At 70.2% G+C, this 20,779-nt stretch carries 10 protein-coding genes; 4 read left to right on the top strand and 6 right to left on the bottom strand.

The window, feature by feature from the left end:
• Positions 1 to 35: 35 nt before the first annotated feature.
• On the top strand, positions 36 to 2,213 hold the full coding sequence (locus tag ACLQ28_RS16925) for a HelD family protein (RefSeq protein ID WP_425687223.1): 2,178 nt from the start codon (positions 36 to 38) through the stop codon (positions 2,211 to 2,213).
• 30 nt (positions 2,214 to 2,243) lie between these two features.
• Here the strand turns inward: ACLQ28_RS16925 and ACLQ28_RS16920 are convergent, their stop codons facing one another.
• Together ACLQ28_RS16920 and ACLQ28_RS16915 are read right to left on the bottom strand one after the other, a co-directional pair.
• Complete coding sequence (locus ACLQ28_RS16920) at positions 2,244 to 2,660, bottom strand: glutaredoxin domain-containing protein (protein WP_425687222.1); 417 nt, start codon at positions 2,658 to 2,660, stop codon at positions 2,244 to 2,246.
• A gap of 224 nt (positions 2,661 to 2,884) precedes the next feature.
• Entirely contained in the window at positions 2,885 to 3,793 is a 909-nt protein-coding gene (locus tag ACLQ28_RS16915) for an alpha/beta fold hydrolase (protein WP_425687221.1), read from the bottom strand.
• A 652-nt stretch (positions 3,794 to 4,445) separates the two neighbouring features.
• Between ACLQ28_RS16915 and ACLQ28_RS16910 the strand changes: the two genes are divergently transcribed.
• Positions 4,446 to 4,610: a hypothetical protein gene (locus ACLQ28_RS16910; protein WP_425687220.1), complete on the top strand. Its 165-nt coding sequence runs from the start codon at positions 4,446 to 4,448 to the stop codon at positions 4,608 to 4,610.
• Between the two features lie 94 nt (positions 4,611 to 4,704).
• Here ACLQ28_RS16910 and ACLQ28_RS16905 read toward each other — a convergent pair whose 3' ends face one another.
• Positions 4,705 to 13,950, bottom strand: a complete 9,246-nt coding sequence (locus tag ACLQ28_RS16905) for a hypothetical protein (RefSeq protein WP_425687219.1) — start codon at positions 13,948 to 13,950, stop codon at positions 4,705 to 4,707.
• A 282-nt stretch (positions 13,951 to 14,232) separates the two neighbouring features.
• Between ACLQ28_RS16905 and ACLQ28_RS16900 the strand changes: the two genes are divergently transcribed.
• Both ACLQ28_RS16900 and ACLQ28_RS16895 read left to right on the top strand, forming a co-directional pair.
• A complete protein-coding gene (locus ACLQ28_RS16900; protein WP_425687218.1) occupies positions 14,233 to 16,065 on the top strand; it encodes a ricin-type beta-trefoil lectin domain protein in 1,833 nt (610 codons plus the stop codon).
• Positions 16,066 to 16,137: 72 nt separating this feature from the next.
• Complete coding sequence (locus ACLQ28_RS16895; RefSeq protein WP_425687217.1) at positions 16,138 to 17,280, top strand: MinD/ParA family ATP-binding protein; 1,143 nt, start codon at positions 16,138 to 16,140, stop codon at positions 17,278 to 17,280.
• On the opposite strand, the gene ACLQ28_RS16890 is transcribed toward ACLQ28_RS16895, so the two are convergent.
• From ACLQ28_RS16890 to ACLQ28_RS16880, 3 genes are all read right to left on the bottom strand, one after another.
• Complete coding sequence (locus ACLQ28_RS16890; protein WP_425687216.1) at positions 17,246 to 19,321, bottom strand: hypothetical protein; 2,076 nt, start codon at positions 19,319 to 19,321, stop codon at positions 17,246 to 17,248. The genes ACLQ28_RS16895 and ACLQ28_RS16890 overlap by 35 nt on opposite strands.
• Positions 19,322 to 19,422: 101 nt before the next feature.
• Positions 19,423 to 19,938 (bottom strand): zf-HC2 domain-containing protein, encoded by a 516-nt coding sequence (locus ACLQ28_RS16885; RefSeq protein ID WP_425687215.1) that lies wholly within the window; start codon positions 19,936 to 19,938, stop codon positions 19,423 to 19,425.
• 157 nt (positions 19,939 to 20,095) lie between these two features.
• Positions 20,096 to 20,725, bottom strand: a complete 630-nt coding sequence (locus ACLQ28_RS16880; RefSeq protein WP_425687214.1) for a sigma-70 family RNA polymerase sigma factor — start codon at positions 20,723 to 20,725, stop codon at positions 20,096 to 20,098.
• Positions 20,726 to 20,779: the final 54 nt, after the last annotated feature.

The following is a 20,779-nucleotide window of genomic DNA, read 5'->3' as shown; positions in this document are numbered from 1 at the left end:
CGGGCTGGGGGAATCAGCAATACAAGGATTTGCGTATGCGTCGGAATTCTGCCCTGAACAACAACGGCACTGCTGGCGTCAGCGACGTAACACCACACGGCGAACCACCGTCGTCTACCGCAGAGAGCGTCGCGCGCCGATCCGCGGTCGCCGAGGAACAGGAGTTTCTCGACCTGGCCACGGCTCGGCGCGACAGGCTGGCCGAGCACCTACAGGCCGAGCTTTCGGCAGAAGCCCTGGACGCGCTGGAACGGGCCCGGCTGCGCATGCTCCGCCAGCAGTACGAAGAGCTACGGCAGGCTCGGGAAGGGTTGGTCTTCGGCCGCCTCGACGGCCTTGATGGCACCGTGCGACACGTAGGCCGTATCGGTCTGCGCAACGACGGCGAGGACAGTGAGCCACTGCTGGTGGACTGGCGCGCTCCCGCAGCTCGGCCGTTCTACACCGCGACGGCCGTCGACCCGCAAGGTCAGGCGCGGCGCCGTCACATCCGCACGACGGGGTCGACCGTCGTCGGCGTGGACGACGAGCCACTTGACGGGACCATGACGGCGGAGCTCGTCGGTGAAGGCGCTCTACTGGCCGCCCTCGACCAGCGACGCACCGGCCACATGTCGACGGCGATCTCCACACTGCAACGCGAACAGGACGACATCATCCGGGCCGAGGCGACTGGCCCGCTGATCGTTCAGGGCGGTCCCGGCACCGGCAAGACCGTGGTTGCGCTGCATCGCGTCGCCTACCTGCTGTTCGCCCACCGGAACATGGCCGACCAAGCGGTCCTGCTCCTCGGCCCCTCCCCGCGGTTCCTCGAATACATCGCCCAGGTGCTGCCCGCGCTCGGTGAGACCGCCGTCGTCTCGGCGACCTGCGACACTCTGCTGGCCGAGATCCAGGTAGGCCGCGACGAGAGCCGGCTCCTCGCCGAAATCAAGGGCCGCGCCCTCTGGCAACCCGCGCTCGAAAACTACGTCACGTCGCTGCTCCCCCGGCCCCGTGAGCTGAAGCTGCGCTGGGAGGGCGAGTTCTACGTCATCACGGCCGCAGCAGTGGCACAGGCATTCGCCTCGGCGGTGCAGGGCCGCTCGTACCATCGCGCCCGCGCGGCGTTCGCCGAGCAACTGCACCACCTCCTTGCCGAAGTCGTCGTCGAGCAGCGCGAGGCGCTGATGGACGAGATGGAGGAGGGCTTCGAGGACATCCTCGCCCGCGTCGACAAGAGCATGGGCCATGACCAGCACGCCGGTAGGACGCCCACCGGCAGCGACATCAACGGATTGTTCTCCGACGAAGAGATCGAAGACCTCCGTTGCCGTATTGCCGAGAACGCCACCATCGCCCGGTTCATCGAGGCATGGTGGCCCACCGTTGACGCCGAAACCCTGCTACGTGATCTCCTGACCGACCGCACCCTGCTGGCCCGGATCGCCCCGCAGCTGTCTCCAGAGGAAATCACGGCCGTCTCGGCCGAACCCGCCCCGTGGGCATCGAGCGACATCCCCCTGCTCGACGCCCTCGCCGATCTGCTCGGCGAAGTCGAAGCCCCACAACCGCAGGGCGAGTTCGTCGCCGACCGCGCGCGCCGGCAGCGCAGCTGGGTGTACGGCCACGTCGTTGTCGACGAGGCACAGGAGCTGTCCGAGATGCAGTGGCACATGGTCCTGCGTCGCTGTCCCAGTCGCTCCATCACCGCGGTCGGCGACATCGACCAGGCGGAGGCAGCGCACCGACACACCAGCTGGGCGCAGGCGGTACACGCTGTTTTCGGAGACCGCTGGACCGCCGCGGAACTGACCATCTGCTACCGGACCCCCCGCGAGGTCATGGACCTCACCGGGCCGGTCTTGAAAGCAGCTGGCAGCCACAACGCGCCGCCACGGGCGGTACGCTCCGCCGGCATCGCCCCCTGGGAGCTCACGGTCACCTCTGCCGAGCTTGCCGACGCCGCAGCCCAGGCTGTGCGCCAACTGCGGCGACGGTGGCAAGGTGGCACGGTCGGCGTCGTCGCCCCCGCCGGCCGCATCCCCGAACTCCTAGCTGTACTGAGCGATGTGGCGGTGCTGACCGCCACCCAGTCCAAGGGATTGGAGTGGGACGCAACCCTACTCATCGACCCCCAGGGCATTGCCGCTGAGCCGCGCGGCTGGAACGGCCTCTACGTCGCGCTCACCCGATGCACCCAGGAACTCGGCCAGCTGATACTCACGCGTTGAGGCTCATACGGTTGCCTAAAGCGGGCGCTTTCAGGATGAGCGGAGTTGCTCGCGGAACCAGGCCCGTTCGGGGTTCACCACAGCCTGACCGCCGAGCACGACGGTAGGAACGGTCTCGTTGCCGTCGGCTACCGCTCGGACGGCGGCAGCGCCCGTCGGGTCGTGCCAAATGTCAACCCAGTGCGCCCGCCGCGCGAGCCGGCCGAGGCTAAACCTGAGCTGAAGGCAGTAGCGACAGCCAGGACGCCAGTACACGATCGGCCGGCCGTCCACCGCGCTGGCCCGCTGCGCTTCAGCGGCTTGCACCGAGCGGGGAAAGGCCCACGGCGACAGCAACAGTGCCAGCGCCAAGAAGATCAGCAACTCGATGGCGCCGACGGCGGGCAAATCGGCGCGCAGTTGTGCCGCCGCCACCAACACGCCACACGTCGCCATCAGGATCGTCATACTCCACCGCCGCAGCACGCCGGGGACACTACCGCGCCTACCTTCGAATCCACCCGATCGGGGTGGGACCGGAACTGGCGACCAATCCGCAGGCCAACTACCGTCCCGGCCAGCCTCGCGTCAATGCTGAGCTCGGCTCACCGGCGCTGATGCCGCACGGCCGGGCCATAGCCAGTTGAGCGCGATTCGTGCTCGGCTATGGCCCGGGTCCGGGCGGCCCGAGGTCAGCTCGTGTGGCGGATGATCAAGTCGGCGATCCGCTCGGTGAGCCCTGGCGAGAAGAACGGGTGGTGGCCCATGCCAGGCACGATCTCCAGCTGCGCCGCCGGGATCTGCGCCGCGAGCGCTTCGCCGTGAGCTGGGGGGAACAGCGGGTCATCGCTTCCGTGCAGGACCAAGGTCGGCGCGGTGATGGCGGACAAGGAGGCCCGCCGGTCGTCGTCCCATCGCCGCCCGGCGAGATCGTGATTCGAGGCAGCAGCAATGTTGTGGGCCCGGGCGTAACACTGTTCGACGAACCGCTGCGCGGCGGGTTCGTCGAAGGGCAGGACATCACCGTTGAGCACTCGCCAGGTCTGAACGTCGGCGTCCATGCGCTGCGACGGCGTCGTCCGGGGCGCCTTCGCCGACGACATCAAGTGGTCGAGGAACCGTGCACTCGGGGGCGGGAGTTCGCCGGTCAAAGCCGATTTTCCTGCCATGGCTCGTGCCCACGCCGGGCCGGGGTTGTTGCCCATCGGAGACGACGCCATCAAGGTCAGTGTATGCAACCGAGCTGCCTGATGCACGGCAAGCCACTGCCCGACTGCCCCGCCCAGCGATATCCCCACGAGGTGCGCGGCTGTGACGTCGTAACCATCTAGAACGGCGACCGTGTCGGCTGCCATGTCGGCGAGCGTATACGGATGCGCGGCGAACTCAACGGAATCGGAACGGCCGGTGTCGCGGTGATCGAACCGGATCACCTGCCGGCCACTGGTCACCAGCGCCTCCACTAGCTCATCGGGCCAGCCGATGCCCTGTGTAGACGTGCCCATGACCAGCAGAACGGTGGGGTCAGCAGGCCGGCCGAAACGCTGTGCCCACAGCCGCACTCGCCCGGAACGAACGAACTTCTCGTCACTACTAAGCATGCCGGACACCGTAGCGATCACCGGATCAGCGACAACCCACTACCGGCTGTAGCCGAAAATCGAACTCATGAGATAATGGAGGGAGGCCGAGGGCGCCTGCGGGCCCCGCGCGGCGACGGCCGATCAACGACATCCGCCCAGCACAAGCCCACGACGGCCAGCACAAGAGTTCCCCAGCCGTGTCACTGCCGGGAGATCGTCGACCAGCTCAAGAGCAAAGGCTCGCTGTTGCCGATCGGCCCAACTTCCCGGTTGCCCTCACGCCATAACCCGGCCAACGGCAGTGACGCGGACGGCCACGGCGAGCTCCGCGGTTACCCGTTCCTGTCGGGTGGCTCCACCGGGTTCCCCGACGCCAGGAGGTCCTGCGCTCCTACGGTCGACACGAGACGATCGAGCTGCTCCTCGTAACTGACGATCCGGACGCGACCGGGGGTGTTGTCCTGGAAGAGCCGGATCTTGAGCCCGGATCACGAGTGGACCAACGTTATCTGACGAGCAGGCCCGAATCTCATCCTCTGTGGTCGCCTGGGGGCGTAATTGGACCAGGTGGTGCCGGGGTCTCTGCGGCGAGCCGAGCGGCGGTGACGTGTTGGTAGCCGAGCACGGTCGGGGCGCACGGGGATTCTGCCTATGGAACGTCGCCGACTCGGTGACCAGCAATGGAATCGCGGACGCGGAGGCGCTGCGGGCGGCGCTGCTCGACGGCGAGCTGCAGACCAACCGGCTCAGAACCAAGGCGTACGACCAGATGACGGAGCCCGCCGACGTCGACATCCACCTCGGCACGTCGGGTGGCAGCAGCCCAACGGCGTGACGCAGTGGCGGCGGTTCCCCTCCCGGGGCGCACGCCTCCTGACGGGTCGCGGCACGGTCCCGAGCCGTGCCGCGACAGGCGCCCGGCCTGTCGGTCAGCGAGGCAGGTGCGGCTGTTGGGGTGCGGCAGTACGGCCGAGCGACGCCGCCAAGTCGGTCACCCGCCGGGCAACGTCCGCAGGGTCGGCACCGCCGGACAGCGCCGCGATCGCGACCCGCCAGAGCCGGTCGATCACCGGATCCGAGGGTCGGATCGGCAACACCCGGTACGGGCGGACCAGAGCCTCAGCGACCAGGAACATGTTGGACTGAGCCGACTGGGTGCCACTCGTCGACCCGGGCCCGGCCAGCGAGGGGACCGACCGTGTCGACTCCACCACCGGTGCCGGTGGGACCGGCGGGGCGGAGCGCTGTTGCGGGACCGGCGGGGTGGGTGCCGGAACGGCCGGAACAGTCACCTCGCGCGGACCCGCCGGCCGACCCCTGCCAGAAGTCGTCGCCAGGGCATACGGGGCGGCACCACCGAGCAGTGCCGCGGTCGTCCGGGAACGCGTGTCGAGCACCTCGTGGGTGGGTGCCGGCAGCTGGACCGGGGACGAACGTTCGAGCGCGTCGGCGTACCGCCGAATCCGCTGCCGCTCGGCCGCCGTACGACGGGCCAGTTCCTCCTCCACCACGTCGTGGTCGACCACCGGCAGATCCCACTCGCGTCGCGACGACAGCGGCGGCACCACCGTCGTCACGGCCGCACGTGCCCTCCTGCCCTCCGGCTCCCCGTGCTCGGCCTCCTCGGTGATCCGCCGCAGATGCGACTCGGCCGCGAGCGGCTCCCTGATCGACGCTCGCTTCTGCTCCGGTGGCGGATCGTTGTCCGGAAGCACACTGACCGCGGGCACCGTGAGCAGCGGCGGGTTGACCGGCGCGTCCGGCCTGGCCTCGTACTTGGCACTGAACTCGTCGAGCTGGCGGTAGTGGTCCTGCATCGACTTCCACCACGCGGCCTCGGCCAACTCCCGCTTTCCGATCGCCTTCTGCCACTGCTCGCGCAAGACCGGGTCGATTGGCCTGCTGCCCGGTGACCCCGCTGGCCCAGGCTGAGACGGGTTGGTTATCTGGCTGCCCAGGGCCGCGTACTTCGCCGCCGCCTCCGCCTCCCCCATCGCGACGAACTCGTCGCCGAGGCGGGCCAGCTGCTGCTCGTGCGTCACGATCGCCTCGAACTCGCGGCGTACGTCGTCCGGGGCGCCGCTGTTGATGCCGAGCACCCGGCGCGCGTCGTCCAGCCCCATCCGCACCGCCACGATCACCGGCTGGACCTGGTCATCGCGGTGCTGCCTGTCGGCCTGCGCCGCGCGGGGCAGGGTGACCGCGACGGTCGGCTCGCAGACGTACTCGATCAGGGCCGACCGACCCTCCGGTTTGACGTTGCCGAAGCGGGCCGACGAATCCTCCCCACCTGCCGCCAACGCGACCGTCTCGCCACTGCTCGGACCACTGTTGCTGTTCTCCAACGCCTGGTACGGGTCGCCCAGGTAGCCTCGGCCGAGCAGCAGCCGGGGAGCGTGCAGCGACTGGGTGAGCTTGTTCGACCCGCTGCTGATGGTGGCCGCCTGCTGCGCGGCGTGCTCCCGGTACACAGCCGAATCGACGCCACCAAGCCTGGCCGCCGTCGGCTTGAGCCCAAGGGTGATCAGTGCCTCCGCCATCGACACGGTGGCGCTCGGTACCGGCGGCAGTTCCAGCCCGTCTGGGTCGAAGGCCTGCCTGATGTTCGGAAGCAACAATTCCGGGGTCAACCCCTGGTGCACCTGGTGCGCCCCGACGTAACCGGAGACATGCAGACGGTCCGCGGCGCCGGTCAACAACGCCTGGGCCGCCGTCTGGAGGTGGGCCGCGCCGCTGAGGTCCTCCGGCGCGTACCGGGGCGGCAACAGCAGACCGTTGCGCACCTGCCAGCCCGGTTCCGGGCCGGGCGTCGGGTCGGGCCGGTACGCCTTCGGCGGGTGCACGGCACCCTGGCGCGGCGGTGGAAGTCGCAGGTCGCCGGCCCACCGGTCGACGGTCACCGGCGCCCGGAAGGTGATCGTGCCATTCGGCACGGCCTCTCCCCGGTGGTAGATCCGGATCTGGAACTGGAGATCGAGCGTGACCCGCGCCTTCACCCCTCGGCCGGAACTGATCTCGGTGGTCCGCTGCTCCGACTCGGTCGTGGTCGAGGTCGAGGTCAGGCTGTTGGTGTTGTACTGGTAGCCACCGCCGACCGCGGCCTGCTGACCCTGCGGGTTGAGCACCGCCGACGCGGCGGTGTTGACGTAGAGGCCCCCGCCGTGGGCGGTCCGGAGCAGGTCGGTCTGGCCCTGCATGCCAACGGTACGCACGTCGATGTCGTCGTGGTTGGCGACGAACTGGTCGAACGTGATCCCCTTGTCGAGGACCGCTTCGAGGCGTACGTCGTAGAGCCGTTGGCTGAAGATCCCGATGTCGGCGTGGATCAGGGAAACACCGCCGTCGAACAGCGCCGCCCAGTTCCGCCGTACCCCGGGGCGGGACAGCGCGTGCAGCATCCGGCGCCGGTTGAGCATCGGGTCCGCCAGCCCGCGACCGGTCAGCGCGTTCAGGATCGGCTGGGCCAGCGGCTGCGGATTCGGTCCGTTCACCGCGTTACGCAGTGCCACGATCGCCGGGTCCACCAGCGAGGGGACGTCATGGAAGGTCTGCAGTCCCAACCCGGCTGACCCGCCCGGCCGCAGGGTCAGCTTGACGTTGCGCGCCCCGTCGGTAACCGGAGCGCCGTTGGACGCCGGCCCGGCCAGGGCGGACGCCATCGGTGGCCGCACGTCACCGAACAGGCCCATCGCCACCGCCTGTTCCTCACTGACCCGCAGGTAGACAGCGTTCTCGATGACCGCACTGTGGCGCACCGACTTGTGGTGCTCCCAGCTGTCCGGTTGGAACGGTCTGGGTACCAGCGCCATGGGTAGATCGGCGGAGTTCGTCACCTCGGCGGCCACCGTCGCCCGCAGGTCGGCCACCACCAGGTAGGTCCGCTTCTTCCCCTTGCGGTTGTTGACGTTGCGCTCGATGGCGCCGCTGACCTTGCTCCGCTTACGGGTCATCCGGTACATCAACGTCCGCTGGTAGCCGGCTGCCCCGGTGCCACCGCCGCCGTAGTTGTCCCCGGGGCGCACCGACTCCCGCAGCGAGACTCCGACCTGGCCCCGGGCCAGGAGCTGGGTCTCCCGGGTACGGCTGCTCCACACCTGCACCCCGCCGCTCGGCGCGTGCTCGGTGGTGATCTCTGCCTGGACCGGCACCAGGCGCGGATTGACCAGCCTCCCGGCGATCGACACGTCGAGCCGGCCACCGTCGATGTCCGTGGTGAGCGGGTCGAGATCCCACTGCTTCTCGGTCATGGCGCCGAGGTTGGTGGCCTGCTGACCGGCGGTGAGACTGTCGGTGAGGTCAGCCCAGAGCGGCATGCCCTCCTTCAGGCTCGTCTCACCACGCAGACCGCCGAGATGACGCCGGGACGCGCGGCCCTCGTACTGCTGCGTCTCCTGGATCGTTTCCCGGGCGAGTTTGAGCAGATCGGCACTGCCCGGCATCGACTCGACGAACTGCCACTCCTTGACTTCTCCCTCGGCCGAGGCCGAGGGAGAACCGGAGGGCGCTGGGGAATAGTCGACGAACGTACGCAGGGTGTTGAGGTCGGTTCTGGTTCGCCGGGCCAGTGGCTCCCGCGGCCCCTTGGTCACATTCACCGGGAGTTTGACCTGCTCCTTCGGTGCGGCGCTGGCCGAGTAGAGGACGTCGACCGGGTGCCTCTGGCGCAGGCTGTACCGGGGCAGCGCCTTCCCACCGACCTGCACCGCGTTGTCGCTACGCGTGAACGACGTGCCGTCGACGTACCGCAGGGTCTTGGCCCGGACGCCCAAGCCGATCCGGGAGCCCTGGTCGCGGCCGATCCCCACCTGGTACGGGTAGATGCTCACGACCAGCTCCAGGTCGCCGTGGTAACGCTCCGAGTTCGGCGTGCCGCCGTGCAGCGCGGTGTCCTGCCCGGTCACGTCCACACCACCCTGCTGCGCCCAGCGCCCCTGCAACTCGGCCGAGACCCCTGGGCTGACACCCGTGTTCACCGCAGCGTCGTTGAACCGGAGGATGGGCCCACCCTCGACGGCCACCGCGGCCCGCCACTGGGCACCGCCGGCGGCGCTGTCCTGCTCACCTCGGCTCTGGAAATTGCGGACGGCGACGTTGCGTTCCACACCGGCGTGCACCAGCTCCTGCGGGTGCCGGGCGGTCACGTGAACCACCACGTGGCGGCTGGAGAACCACGTGGTCCGCGTCAGCCGGACCGCGATTCCGCCGTTGAGCAGGGTGGTGTAGTTCTGTCGCAGCGCCGGCACCGACAGCGCCCGGTCCAACGCCGCCTGGTTGCGCTGGCGTTCGCTGGCGGAGCTGGCGAAGGCCATCCGCTGGGCCACGCCCTCGCGGCGGAACCGGGGCAGGAAACCACCGCCGAACCGCCGGACCAGGCGCGCGGTCTGCTGCTGCAGATCGGCGAACTGGCTCATCTGGTACGGCATCGCATGCCCGCCCTTTTCGGCGAACGGCGGTGGATGCTTCCCCGGCCCCTGCTCCGAGCCCAGCTCACGGATCTTGCCTACGGTGTTCGGGTCGATCGATACAGTGCTTGTCCTGCGGAACTCTCTCTCCTGCTGAGGATCGCGCTCTCCGCCATCGGTGTTCCGCTCGATGGACACCGTGCTGGTTCTGCGGTACGCCCTCGGCCGTTCCGGCGACGTGGCGCTTGTCCTACGCTGCGCCCTGGTCGCTGAGCCGGAATCGGTGCTGGTTGTGCCGTGTTCCCTCGCCGACCCGGTGCTGGTCCTCGGGGGCAGCGTGCCGGCCCTTCGCAGCACGGGCGGACGCACGTCGCGGACCAATTCCTCGGCCTTGGCCTTCGGCAGGCGGGACAGCACGCTCAGATCCAGCACGATCGGGCGTACACCGGTGCGGAACGGCTGCTGGAAGGCGTTGACCCGGGTAGCGGTGTTGATGGTGAGCCGTACGTTCACCTTGGCCAGAACGTTTTCGATGTCCTTGAACTCGGTGCCGGTCCGGGTGGTGCTGCTCTGCCGGGCACTGGTGGTGGTGTTGCGCCGGAAACCCGCGCTGAGTCGCAGTTGCACGTACGCCCACCCGAAGCCCCAGCGAATCGGCACCACACTCCCGCTACCGCCGACCGCGCTGATGTGCTGCTCCCGACCGTTGACGGTGTAGCCGGGCTGCCATCGGAACGAGGACTTCTTGACGTCCGCGACCACCTGCATCCCGGTGACCTCCGCGTTGAGTTGGAGGGCCACCGCCTGACGACGGGACGGACTGACGATCAACGGCGAGTTCACGTCGCCCTCCAACGCCGGGAGCAGTTGCCCCAGCACGCTGGGCTCACTCAGCAGCGCCCGGAGCTGCTCCCGACTGAGGCTGCCCTGGTCGGCGGTGCCGGTCGGCTGGAACTGGCGCAGAATGTCCTCAACGACCTCGTTCCAGGTCTGCGAATCCGTGGTGTCGTCGTCCTCCACTGTGGTCAGGGCACCCGCGGCTCCATCGTTCGAGGCAAAGGTGCCCGGCTGGGCGACGGCCACCGTCCGGGCGTCCAGGATCCGGACCACGTTCAGGTTCTGGACCAGCGTCGACACGTCGAAGCTGCCCTGCTGCATACCGTCGGTACGTGGGGTCGCCCTGGCGATGTCGTCCAGCGTACGGAAACCAACCTGGGCGGTGACCACGTTCGGTGCCGCGTCCGCATCGTCTGCCGTCGACTGGTGCGCCGGTGGTGGGGTGGGCAGCACCGACCCCGGTTTGCCCACGTGCACGGTGAACCGGACCGGCGCCAACACCAGGTGGGACACTCCGCCGCTGCGGATGTTGTGCGAGTCGAAGAGGGTTGCGCCGCTCTCGCTGGTCTGCGCCGCCTGGGCCAGGGCCATCTCGCCCGACACCCCGCCGCCCGGTCCGACCCGACCGCCGATAATGAAGCCGGCACCGATGGCGAGGCTGTCGCCGGAGCTCTCGGTCTCCTTCAGTGCCGTACTGAAGTCGTTCCTCGTGTCGTACTTGGCCTTGTCATGACTCTGGTCCAGCCGTTGCTGCTGGTCGGTCAGCCGGGTCGTGGAGACGGTGACGCTGTGCCAACGGCCGGTGCCGTCGCGGACGTCGAACGTCCGCCCACCACTGGTGAAGAACGACTGCAGGTCATTGCGGAGCGCGCTCTCGATGCGGCTGAAGTCGACGCTGATCGCCTGCCGGCCGCCCCGGGTGAGCCGGTGCACGATCGACCCGATCCGGGCACGTACCCGTTCCTCGACATCGGTCCGCAGGTCATCGACCAGCTTGTCGAGGTCGGTGGCACCGTCCACCTCGTACAGCAGGTCGGGCTGGTCCTGGTAGAGCGAGCCGCTCGGCTTCGGCACGACGGTTGACGCGGACGCCTCGTTGAAACGGTCGTTCTTGGCCCGGGAACTCGACGCCAGAGCGGCCCGGCGGAGCATGCCGGGCCCGGGGTTGCGCGGCGAGTCCACCAACGCCTCGACGAGGGGCGACCTGCTCGGCCGGTTCCGGAGTCCGGCCGCCTCGGCCAGCGGCACCCAGCGGCCAGCGGCGTCGGTCAGCATGACCCTGGCCAGTGGCAGGTTCTCCGCGAGTCCCTGGTCAGACGTCGCGTCCAGCCAGCCCGTAGGACGCTGAAGGTCGACCCACTTCAGTCCACCCGGCTGCCCGGCCGGTACGGTCGCGTCCGCGTGCAGCTCGAACATGTGCGCGTCGCCACCCGGAGGGCGCACCCACACGTACGCGCTCCAGCCGTCCCGCCGTGTGCCGTCGGCATCGGTCAACAGGGTCCGAAGTGCGTCAGCGTCGCCCCCGAACTGCTCCCATGAGCCGTCGACGGCGTGCGCGAACTCCCGGGGGTCGCCCCGACCCAACAACGTCTCGTCCACCGTGCGCCGGGCGAGCCGGCGGTGTTTGGCCAGGTACGAGGCGAGCAGGCCGGGGTAGCAGTCCGGCTCGCCGGTCCAGACCGGTCGGCGGGAATCCGCGAGCAGCCACCCCAGGCCGGCGCTCACGTCATGTGCCGTCCGGGACACCGGCGCGTCGCCCCGCCCGAACAGGCCCCCCTCTCCGAGGGCCTCCTCCCGTCTGAGGTCCGATGCCACCTTCCGCAGCGTGACTGAATCCTGCGGTGTCACCCGGGCGTCCTGCGTCGTGGGCACCCGCCGCACCTGCTCCGGGCCGGTGTCCGGACGCTGGCCGTCGATGCGGTTCCCGTCCAGGCGCTGGCCGTCGATGCGGTTCCCGTCCAGGCGCTGGCCGTCGGATCGGCGGCCGTCGGGCATGTTGTGCACCGGCTCCGGCCGGGTCGGTCGGTCTGCTCCGACCTGTGCGTCCCGGCGTACCGGCCCCGATTCGGCCCCGCCACGCGATGTCGGCTCGCCAGAGCGGTCCTGGCCCGTCACCACAGGTTGGCCGGTCGACGGAGTGGCCGGCGTGGTTCCCGGCACCGAGGTGATCGGCGTCGGACCGGTGCGCGGAACGATCGGCCCGGGGGCGGCGTTCGACGCGGCCGACGGCGACGGCGACGGCGACGGCGACGGCGACGGCGACGGCGACGGCGACGATGACGGCGACGGCGACGGCGACGGCGACGGCGTGTGCGTCGGGACCGACGTACTCGGGGTCGGCACGGTCGGGGTGACCGGGTCAGCCGGGCCGAGCGAAATGGTCGGGACCGGTGCCGGTCCGGTGGCCGTGAACGGTTGCGGGGTGGACGGCGTCGCCAGCAGGTCCTGGTTGGGGAACGCTGCCGTGTGATCCGGCGCGAGCGGCGACCCGGGTGGGGTTGACGGGGCCTGCGACACCTGTGCATTCGCAGTTCCCGGTCCTGGACCGGACGAGGCTCCCGGATGAGGCGCAATGCCCGGGCCCGGACCGGACGAGGCTCCCGGATGAGGGGCGATGCCCGGTGCAGGCGAGGACCAGTGCCCCGGTCCGAGGGGCGGCCGGGCCGGATTCGCACCACCGCCGCTGGTTGCTTCGCCGCCGCTACCCCCTACCCCACCACCGGTGACCGGTTCGGAAGCCCCGACGGCCGGGGTACCCGTATTCGTCGAGGGTTGCGCGGGACCGGTCGTACCGGATGGTGTGCCTCCCCCCACCTCGGACGGCGGCGCGGGTCCGTAGTCCGACGGCGGTGGGGAGTCGGACGTGTTCGATCTGGTCGGCAGCAAATCGTCGTCCGGGCCGTTGGCCGGACCGTTGATGCCGTCGTTACGGTGGCGCAGCCTGTATCCGAGAGCCGAACCGCCGCCCTCGGCGGCACCGGAGAGCGCACCGGAGACCGCGGTGGCGGGCATCGCACCCCACTGCCAGCCCGTCCCGGTCATCATCCCGTAGGTGCCCTCGGTCACCACTTCGCTGACCGCCTCGTGGCCCAGATCCTTGACGAATCCGTCGATGGTCGGCGGCTCGTCCGGCGCGATCGCACGGCCCCCCGCACCAGTGCTGCTCTTACCCCCGGCCCCGGCAGCATTCTTGCCACCAGCTCCGGTGATACCGGTGGCCACGTCCGCTCCGGCTCCGTGGAATGCGCCCCGCGCGCGCCTGAGCAGCCCGGTCGCCGGCCCGGCGCCCGCACCGAGCACGACACCCACCGCGCCGCCCCAGGCTCCGATGGCCGCCGCGTCGGCGGTCAGCTTCGTGTCGAAGTGGTCCCGGGTGCCGTTGTGGATCTGGATTGCCTGGACGATGAAGTCCATCAGGACCTGCATCCCGATACCCACGACCTGACCCAGCACCACATTGACGATCAGCCGGGCCAGCCAGAGCGCGATCTTGATCTGGCCGGTCGTCAGCCGCATCGCCACCGCGTCCAACGCACCCGGGAAGAACCATGCCACGGCCAGCGCGATCGCAAGCTCGATCATCAATTCGATGACCGTCGCAATGATCATCAGCTTGGTGTACTCGACCTGGGTCGCCGTGTCCTCAAGGTCGGACCCCAGGCGGCGGACGTACCGGCCGGCGAGGGTGATGTAGCCGGGGTCGTGCAGGTAGGCCCCCATCGCGTCGACGAAAGCCTTCTCGGACGCGCCCTGCACCCCGTCACGAATGCTGTTGACCGCGCTGACGAGGATCGGCACGACGTCGTCCAAACCGTCCGCGGCCACGATCTGCGCCTGCGCCAGGTTACGGAGCCGGTCCTCGTCCGTCCCGGGCAACTCCTCGCCGGTGAGCCATTTCAGGAACGTCGCGACGTCGTCCGACACCTGAATCGCCATGGTCCGGGCCCACCTCCCGCCCGGTACGAACGGAGGGAGGAACCGGCAACGGTCATGACCGAAAGCTGACCGGAGCGAGGAAAACAACTACATGTCCGAAAGTGAACGAGAGCGCAAGAGCCGGTAAAAAAGTGAGTTGCACCCAGCACCGAACCACCCCTGCACGCGAAGCCGGTCGGCTTTCGGTCGCGAACCGGTCAAGAAACCGGCCAGCGGGTGAACCGGCGACCGTCGTGGCCCGTCGTGCTACTTCGGAGACGGTGCGCAAGGGAGAAAATCAGAATGCGACTCAAGTTCGGCCACGGTGCCGCGTCGGAGCTGCGCAGGCGACTCGTCGACCTGTCCGCCCAGGCCCAACGCCGGTCCCCCCTGCTGCGCCGGGTCGCGTCCCTGCGCCGCGCGGGCCTGGACCGACTCGACAGTCCCCTGCGGCGGGCTGTCGCAGCCGGAGTCCTGCTGGTCCTGCTCGGCGCGAGCGGTGTGCTGGCGGCATCCGGGCTCGGCATCGCCACCGCCGACGACGCGATCCGCACCGGCCGCCCGGTCCCGCCCGGTCAGGTGCAGACGATCGCCGCCGCCGCGCTCTCCTGCCCGATCCTCACTCCGGCCCGGCTCGCCGGGCAACTGATGGCCGCCTCCGGCTTCAACCCGACCGCACGCTCGGACAACGGCGGCGAGGGCCTGGCCGGCTTGACCGAGAGTGTGTGGAACACCTGGAAGCCCGGTTCGGCGGCGAAGCGCAGCGACCCGACGGCCAACATCGTCGCGCTGGCACACCACATGTGTGACCTGTCCGGGCAGGTCCGGAAGGCCGGAATGGGCGGTGATCAGTGGCGGCTGACGCTGGCCACGTACCACTCCGGACTGGACGCCGTACGCGATGCCAAACGGGTGCCGTCCAGCGCGGATCGGTACGTCTCCACCGTGGCCGGCTACGCGGCCTGGTACGCCCGCCGACCCGAGTTCTCCCCCACTGGCCCGACTGCGTCAGCCGGACCGGTGGGCGGGGTGGAACCGCGCCCGGGTACCCCGGCCACTCCGGTACCCGCCGAATACCTGGCCGCGATCCTGGCGGCCGGGAAGACCTGCCCGGCGGTGCCGGCGGGCCGGATCGCCGCGCAGTTGATGGCCTCGTCGGCGTTCAACCCGAATCTGCGCGGTACCAGCGGCGCCCAGGGAATCGCCCAGTTCAACCCGACGGTCTGGGCCCAGTACGCACCGGACGCCGCCACCGGATCACCCTGGGATCCGCAGCAGGCCATCTCCGCGCTGGCCGTCGTGATGTGCACGCTGGTGGAGGAGCAGAGCCGGGTGGGGCAGGGCGACCCGTACCCGGCGGCGCTCGCCGCCTTCCAGTGGGGGCCGGAGGCGGTGCAGCGTGCCGGCGGCGTCCCGGACGCGCCGGCGATGCGCGACTTCATCGGCCTGGTGCAGAACTACACCGCCGTCTACGAGCACGACCCGCGCCTCGGCGGCACCCCGCAGCCCAGCCCTGGCCGCAGCGATCCGCCGCGCGCACCGTCCGGCAGCGCGACGCCCGGCGTGCCGGCCAGCCCGGGTGCCGGTGCAGACCAGGGCTCGACCCCAGCAGCCGGTGGGCAACCCGCCACCGGGGGCCAACCGGCCACCGGGGGACAACCGGCCACCGGGGGGCAACCAGCTCCGGCGCCTGCTCCCACCAGCGCAGCACCGCCACAGCAACCCCCGGCGAACCCGCAGCCGCAGCCGGTCGGCGGGGCCGGGCCGATCATCGGGTACGGCAGCAGCCGCTGCATCGACGTGACCGACGGCGCCTATCAGAGCAATCCCCGGTTGCAGATCTGGACCTGCAACGGCGGCCCCAACCAGCAGTGGACGATCTACAACGACGGTACGGTCCGGGCGTTCGGCAAGTGCATGACCGTCGCGGGCGGCTCCACCGCGAACGGCGCGAAGATCGTGCTGAGCACCTGCTCGGGCAGCAGCTCCCAGCTGTTTAACCTGAACAAGGCACACGACCTGGTCAACCGGCGTGCGGACAAGTGCGTCGACGCGCTGGACGAGCAGACCAGCAGTGGCACCCGGTTGCAGCTGTGGGACTGCGGGGGCACGCCCAACCAGAAATGGCATCGGTGAAGCCGAAGCCGGAGACCCGGCCGCGCCCAGTACCCTCTACGGCGGCCGTTAGTCGACAGGAGTAGAACCATCATGACCGCGCACCCCGGGCAGAAGGCCGCCCCGGCGGCCCCCGCCAACGGCACCGCCAACGCCGAGTCCCGCCAGGGAACCGGCAACGACGGGCCGCCCGTACCTGTTCCGGTCGTGCTGCCCTCGGCCGGCCCGGCCCGACAGATCACCGGTCAACCGGCCAGCCCCGAGGGCGACGCCGCGGCGGCCCCGGCCGAACTGTCCGCTCCGGCCGGTGTGGACGAGCCGGTGGGCGGCCCGGGGCAGGAGGCCGCGGAGTGGGGCTGGCGTGGTCGGGCCAACCGGCTCACCGGCAGGACGCTGACGCTCACCGCCACCCGGGAGGAGTTGGTCCACCGAGCGGCGCGACGACGGCTACTGCGCTCGTTCAGCCGAACCATGTCGGTCGTGGTGGCGAATCCGAAAGGCGGTGCCGCGAAGACCCCGACCGCGTTGATCGCCGCGGCGACGCTCGGCTTCTACCGTGGCGGATACACGCTGGCCTGGGACAACAACGAGACGCGAGGCACCCTCGGGATGCGCGCGGAGGCGTCCACCCACCAGCAGACCGTGGTCGACCTGCTGCATCAGATCGATGACTTCCTGGCCACCACCGGCAGCGTGGGGCAACTCTCCGCGTACCTGCGCCCGCAGAGCGCCCGGTTCGATGTGCTCGCGTCGGACGACGCGGCGGGCAGCATGGAAATCATCGACGACGAGGCGTTCCGCAAACTCTGGACCGCCCTGTGCCGCTTCTACCGACTCATCGTGATCGACACCGGGAACAACGTCCGCGCGGCGAACTGGCAGTCGGCGACCGCGGTCGCCGACTGTCTGGTGGTCCCGACCACGGTGCAGCGGGACGTGGCCGACAGTGGGCTCTGGATGCTCGACCACCTGATCCGCACCGGCCGGGCCGACCTGGCCAAGAACGCGGTCGCGGTCGTCTCCTGCGCCGACCCGAAGCCGGACACGGCGCTCCTCGACGACATCGTCGAACGTTACCGCCAGGTGGTCCGGGACGTGGCGGTCATTCCATACGACCGGCTCGTCCGGTCCGGCGGCCGGATCGAGTACGACCAACTCGCACTCCCGACCCGCCGGGCGTGGCTGATGGCCTGCAGCTCGATCATCGACTCACTCGGTATCCGCGACCAGGACTGAGCGGCCAGGAACCGGTCGCGCTCGTACGCCGAACCGCATCGACCGTCCGACGCAACGTCGTGCGGGCCCGCCGGTCCAAGGCGTCGTCGCGCCCCGCGTCCCCGTCCGTGGCGGGCGAGTCACCCCGTTCCGGGGCGGTGTCGCGCAACAGCACCAGCACCGGCTCGTCGCGACCGAGATGCTCGACGTCGACCACCCGCAGTTGGCTGCCGGGCGCGAACCGTACCCGTTCCCCCACCGACGGGCCGGGGTCGCCCGTCCGCCGACCGGTGACCGACCAGATCACCAGCACCGGCCCGTCCACGCTGGACCTTTCAGGTTCGGACGGCGCGGTGGTCCCGGTGAGCGGCTCGGGCACGCGCACCTCCTGTCCCGCTCGCCAGTCCGGCGTCGGTTCGAAGCGCCAGTCGGCGAACACGACGCCCGGGTAACGCCCACCAGCGGCAGGCCGGGCCGGCACCAGCGGCTGGTGCGCGTCCTCAGGACCGGACGGCAGCTCCGGGTCCAGGCTGGGGCGGGGCCTTGGCACGGATACGGATGTGGGTTCCGGCGCCAGCTCAGGCACGGACTCCGGCTCGCTTACCAGCTCAGGCTCCGATTCGCGGGCCGGCGCGGGCTCAGGCTCGCGGGCCGGCTCAGGCTCAGGCTCACGGGCCGGCTCAGGCTCAGGCTCACGGGCCGGCTCAGGCTCAGGCTCACGGGCCGGCTCAGGCTCAGGCTCACGTACCGGCTCAGGCTCAGGCTCGCGTACCGGCGCGGGCTCGGGCTCGGCGGCTGCTCGGCCGGGTAGTTCGACCAGGTGGCCGGGGCCGACCACGGCAAGCAGCGGACCGTGCCGTTCGACCAGCGGTTCCCACAATCCGGCGTCGGCCTCGGCCGGTGGACGGGTCACCACTATGCGCAGCGCGCTGGCGGTGTCGACCGGCAGTCGGCTCACCACGGTGGCGAGCACCTCAGCCGCCCTGGCCGGTTGTGCGACAGCCGTCGCGCTGAGCACCAGTAGCGGATGACGGTCGTCAATCGGTAGCCGGCGGACCAGGTCCTGCTCGGAGTCGTCGCTCACCGACCGCAGCCACAGCCCGGACCGGATCACCTCGACCGCCCAGTCCGGGTCGACCTGCTGCGATCCGTCCGTGCCAGGAGCACCACCTGAGAGCGGGTCACGCCACTGCGTCACCTGCGGTGCGGCACCAGCGCGGTAGACCAGCCGCTGCACGAACGGGCGCCAGCCGCGCCGCTCGTCGGGGACGGCCAGGTCGGCTTCCGCTTCAGCGGCGTCGCCCGCCTCGGTGACCACCTCGACGGTGCCGCCGGTACGCGCGGCCAGCCATTCCCCGACGGTGTCAGCGGTGCCGTCCGCGACGCCGTGCCTGACCAGGAGCAGCCGGCGCCGCAATGTCCGGGGCAGCGCCTCGAGCATGGCGTAGACGGGCTCGGGTGGCAGTGGCGAACCGGCAGGGCGGCCGATCACCACGGTCAACCGCTCCGGGTCCACCGGCACGGCCAGCACCTCGGCGGTCAGCGACGGCACGGGCGGTTTGGTGTCGTGCAGCCACAGCCCGGCCGGTACGGCGGTCACCCCCACCTCGGGCGGCAGCGCCCGGAGGCTGAGCGGGAGCAGACGTTCCCAGTCGGGTGCGGGCTGCCGGGCAACTTGCCGCTCCGCCGCATGGCCCGGCCGGAACCGCCACCATTGGCCGCTGGTGACGAACAGCAACCCGCTGGGCAGCAGCATCACCGGTCCGGCCGGGGCGAGCACCTCGAAGCACAGCTCGTCCGCGATGACCTGGCCGATATCTGGTCTGCCAGCCTCGGAAAGCACGAGCCTGATCGACGCACAGCTGACGGGCAGGTGGCGGCCGAGCAGCGCGATCAGGGTCGGCAGGTCCAGTGGTGGGTCCGCGGCCACGACAACGGTGTGCCGGTCCTGCTCACGGGGCAGCTGGGCGAGCGCGAGCTCGGGTGGCAGCGCGTCGCCTCGGACGATGAGGGTGACCCGGTCGTACCCATGAACCCGCGGCTGCTCGATCCGGTTGCGCATCACGCCATCCTCACGCACGGCCCCGACGGGCTGCGAGGTGGGCCAGCCTTCGTCCAACGGGTAGGCGACGATGGTGCAGTTGGCACGTCGGGCGACGGTCGCTACTCGCCGTCGAACGCGGGTGCGACGGCGGCACCGGCGCGGAATACGACGAGCATGTACAGCGTGGCGAGAACCCGCAGCCGCAGCAGCCCACCCAACCGCGCCAAGCACCGGATCAGCAGGCACGGGAGTGACGGTTTCTCACCGGCGGCAGAAGCGCGGCCCAGCCTGCTTGGACAAAGCCGTCGGCGGTCACGGCCGGGCGGTCCGGACCCGGCCACGGTCGCCGGCAGCCGAGCCCCGGGTCGGCGCGGCCAGAGCCGGTTGCTCAGCAGACGTGGTGCCGTCGGCGGATCGAGCCGGTCAGTCTCGTCGAGCAGCTCGCGTATATCGGCGGCGGACAGGCCGCCCAGGGCGCTCGCGGACGGGCCGATGTCATCACAGTCGTCCTGGCAGTTGGGGCAGCCGGCAAGGTGCGCTTCGAAGGCTTCGGCCCGCTGTTGGTCGAGGGCACCCAGAAGGTACGGCGCGCAGTCCCCGCACCCGGCACGGCGGCGTTCGTCGTCGTCATTCATCGTCGCGTCAGATCTACTAAAGGGCATGACTCGTCCAACGATCGGGTGTGCCTCGTAGTGGCCAGGCAACAAGCCTTACTCGTATGACGTGTCGGACCTGAGGATGGTTCACCATTTCACCGCAAGCATTCGCGGTCCAAGACGCCACCCCCGTCGGTCAGCCCGCGTCGGTCGGCCCGATCGCCGCACGCAGCGCCCGCAATGCGTAGAATGCACGGGATTTGACTGTCCCTTCCGGAATGCCGAGTCGGGCGGCGGCTTCGTCGGTGGAGCGGCCCAGGAAATACAGCTCGATCAGCACCGCCCGGTGGGCCGGCGTCAGTTTGGGCAGAGCACGTCGGACGGTCTGCGCCGCCACCACACCCTCCGCAGTGTCGGCGCCCTCCGGCAGTTGCGTAATGTCGGCGATACCCACCTCGGTCGGCCGGGCCTGCCGTGCCCGCGCCGCGTCGATAGCGATCCGCCGGGCGACCGTGAACAGCCACCGCCGCACCGCCTCGGGTTCGGTCGGCAGCCGGTCCAGGTGACGCCACGCCTGCAGCATGGTGTCCTGCAACAGGTCCTCGGCCAGGTGACGCTCACCCCAGGTAAGGCGCAGCAGGAAACGGGATAGCGGTTCCGCGTGGTCGGCGTGCAGCGCCCGCATCCGGGCGCTGGCCGCGGACCTGGCTAACTCCTGCATGCCATCGGCAACCGCCAGAGTGGGCCATTGCGCAAGGACCACCCTGGGCACCAAGAGCATCGAACGCCTCCACCCGACTGCTTCGTGTTCCTCGTCGACGAGCATGCGCGCACAGCACCGTGCGCACATGCCGACGGCTCGGTGAAGCATACGGTTGCG

The organism is Micromonospora sp. DT201, from assembly GCF_049841575.1.
Taxonomy (GTDB): Bacteria; Actinomycetota; Actinomycetes; order Mycobacteriales; family Micromonosporaceae; genus Micromonospora.
Note: the sequence above shows the minus strand (reverse complement) of the source record. Positions and strands in the feature narration are given on the sequence as shown.

What these genes read in the sequence shown, in the direction of transcription:
- ACLQ28_RS16925 (WP_425687223.1), top strand. Translation starts at nt 36, where the DNA reads ATGCGTCGGAATTCTGCCCTGAACAACAACGGCACTGCTGGCGTCAGC.
- ACLQ28_RS16920 (WP_425687222.1), bottom strand. Translation starts at nt 2,660, where the DNA reads ATGACGATCCTGATGGCGACGTGTGGCGTGTTGGTGGCGGCGGCACAA.
- ACLQ28_RS16915 (WP_425687221.1), bottom strand. Translation starts at nt 3,793, where the DNA reads ATGCTTAGTAGTGACGAGAAGTTCGTTCGTTCCGGGCGAGTGCGGCTG.
- ACLQ28_RS16905 (WP_425687219.1), bottom strand. Translation starts at nt 13,950, where the DNA reads ATGGCGATTCAGGTGTCGGACGACGTCGCGACGTTCCTGAAATGGCTC.
- ACLQ28_RS16900 (WP_425687218.1), top strand. Translation starts at nt 14,233, where the DNA reads ATGCGACTCAAGTTCGGCCACGGTGCCGCGTCGGAGCTGCGCAGGCGA.
- ACLQ28_RS16895 (WP_425687217.1), top strand. Translation starts at nt 16,138, where the DNA reads ATGACCGCGCACCCCGGGCAGAAGGCCGCCCCGGCGGCCCCCGCCAAC.
- ACLQ28_RS16890 (WP_425687216.1), bottom strand. Translation starts at nt 19,321, where the DNA reads ATGCGCAACCGGATCGAGCAGCCGCGGGTTCATGGGTACGACCGGGTC.
- ACLQ28_RS16885 (WP_425687215.1), bottom strand. Translation starts at nt 19,938, where the DNA reads ATGAATGACGACGACGAACGCCGCCGTGCCGGGTGCGGGGACTGCGCG.
- ACLQ28_RS16880 (WP_425687214.1), bottom strand. Translation starts at nt 20,725, where the DNA reads ATGCTCGTCGACGAGGAACACGAAGCAGTCGGGTGGAGGCGTTCGATG.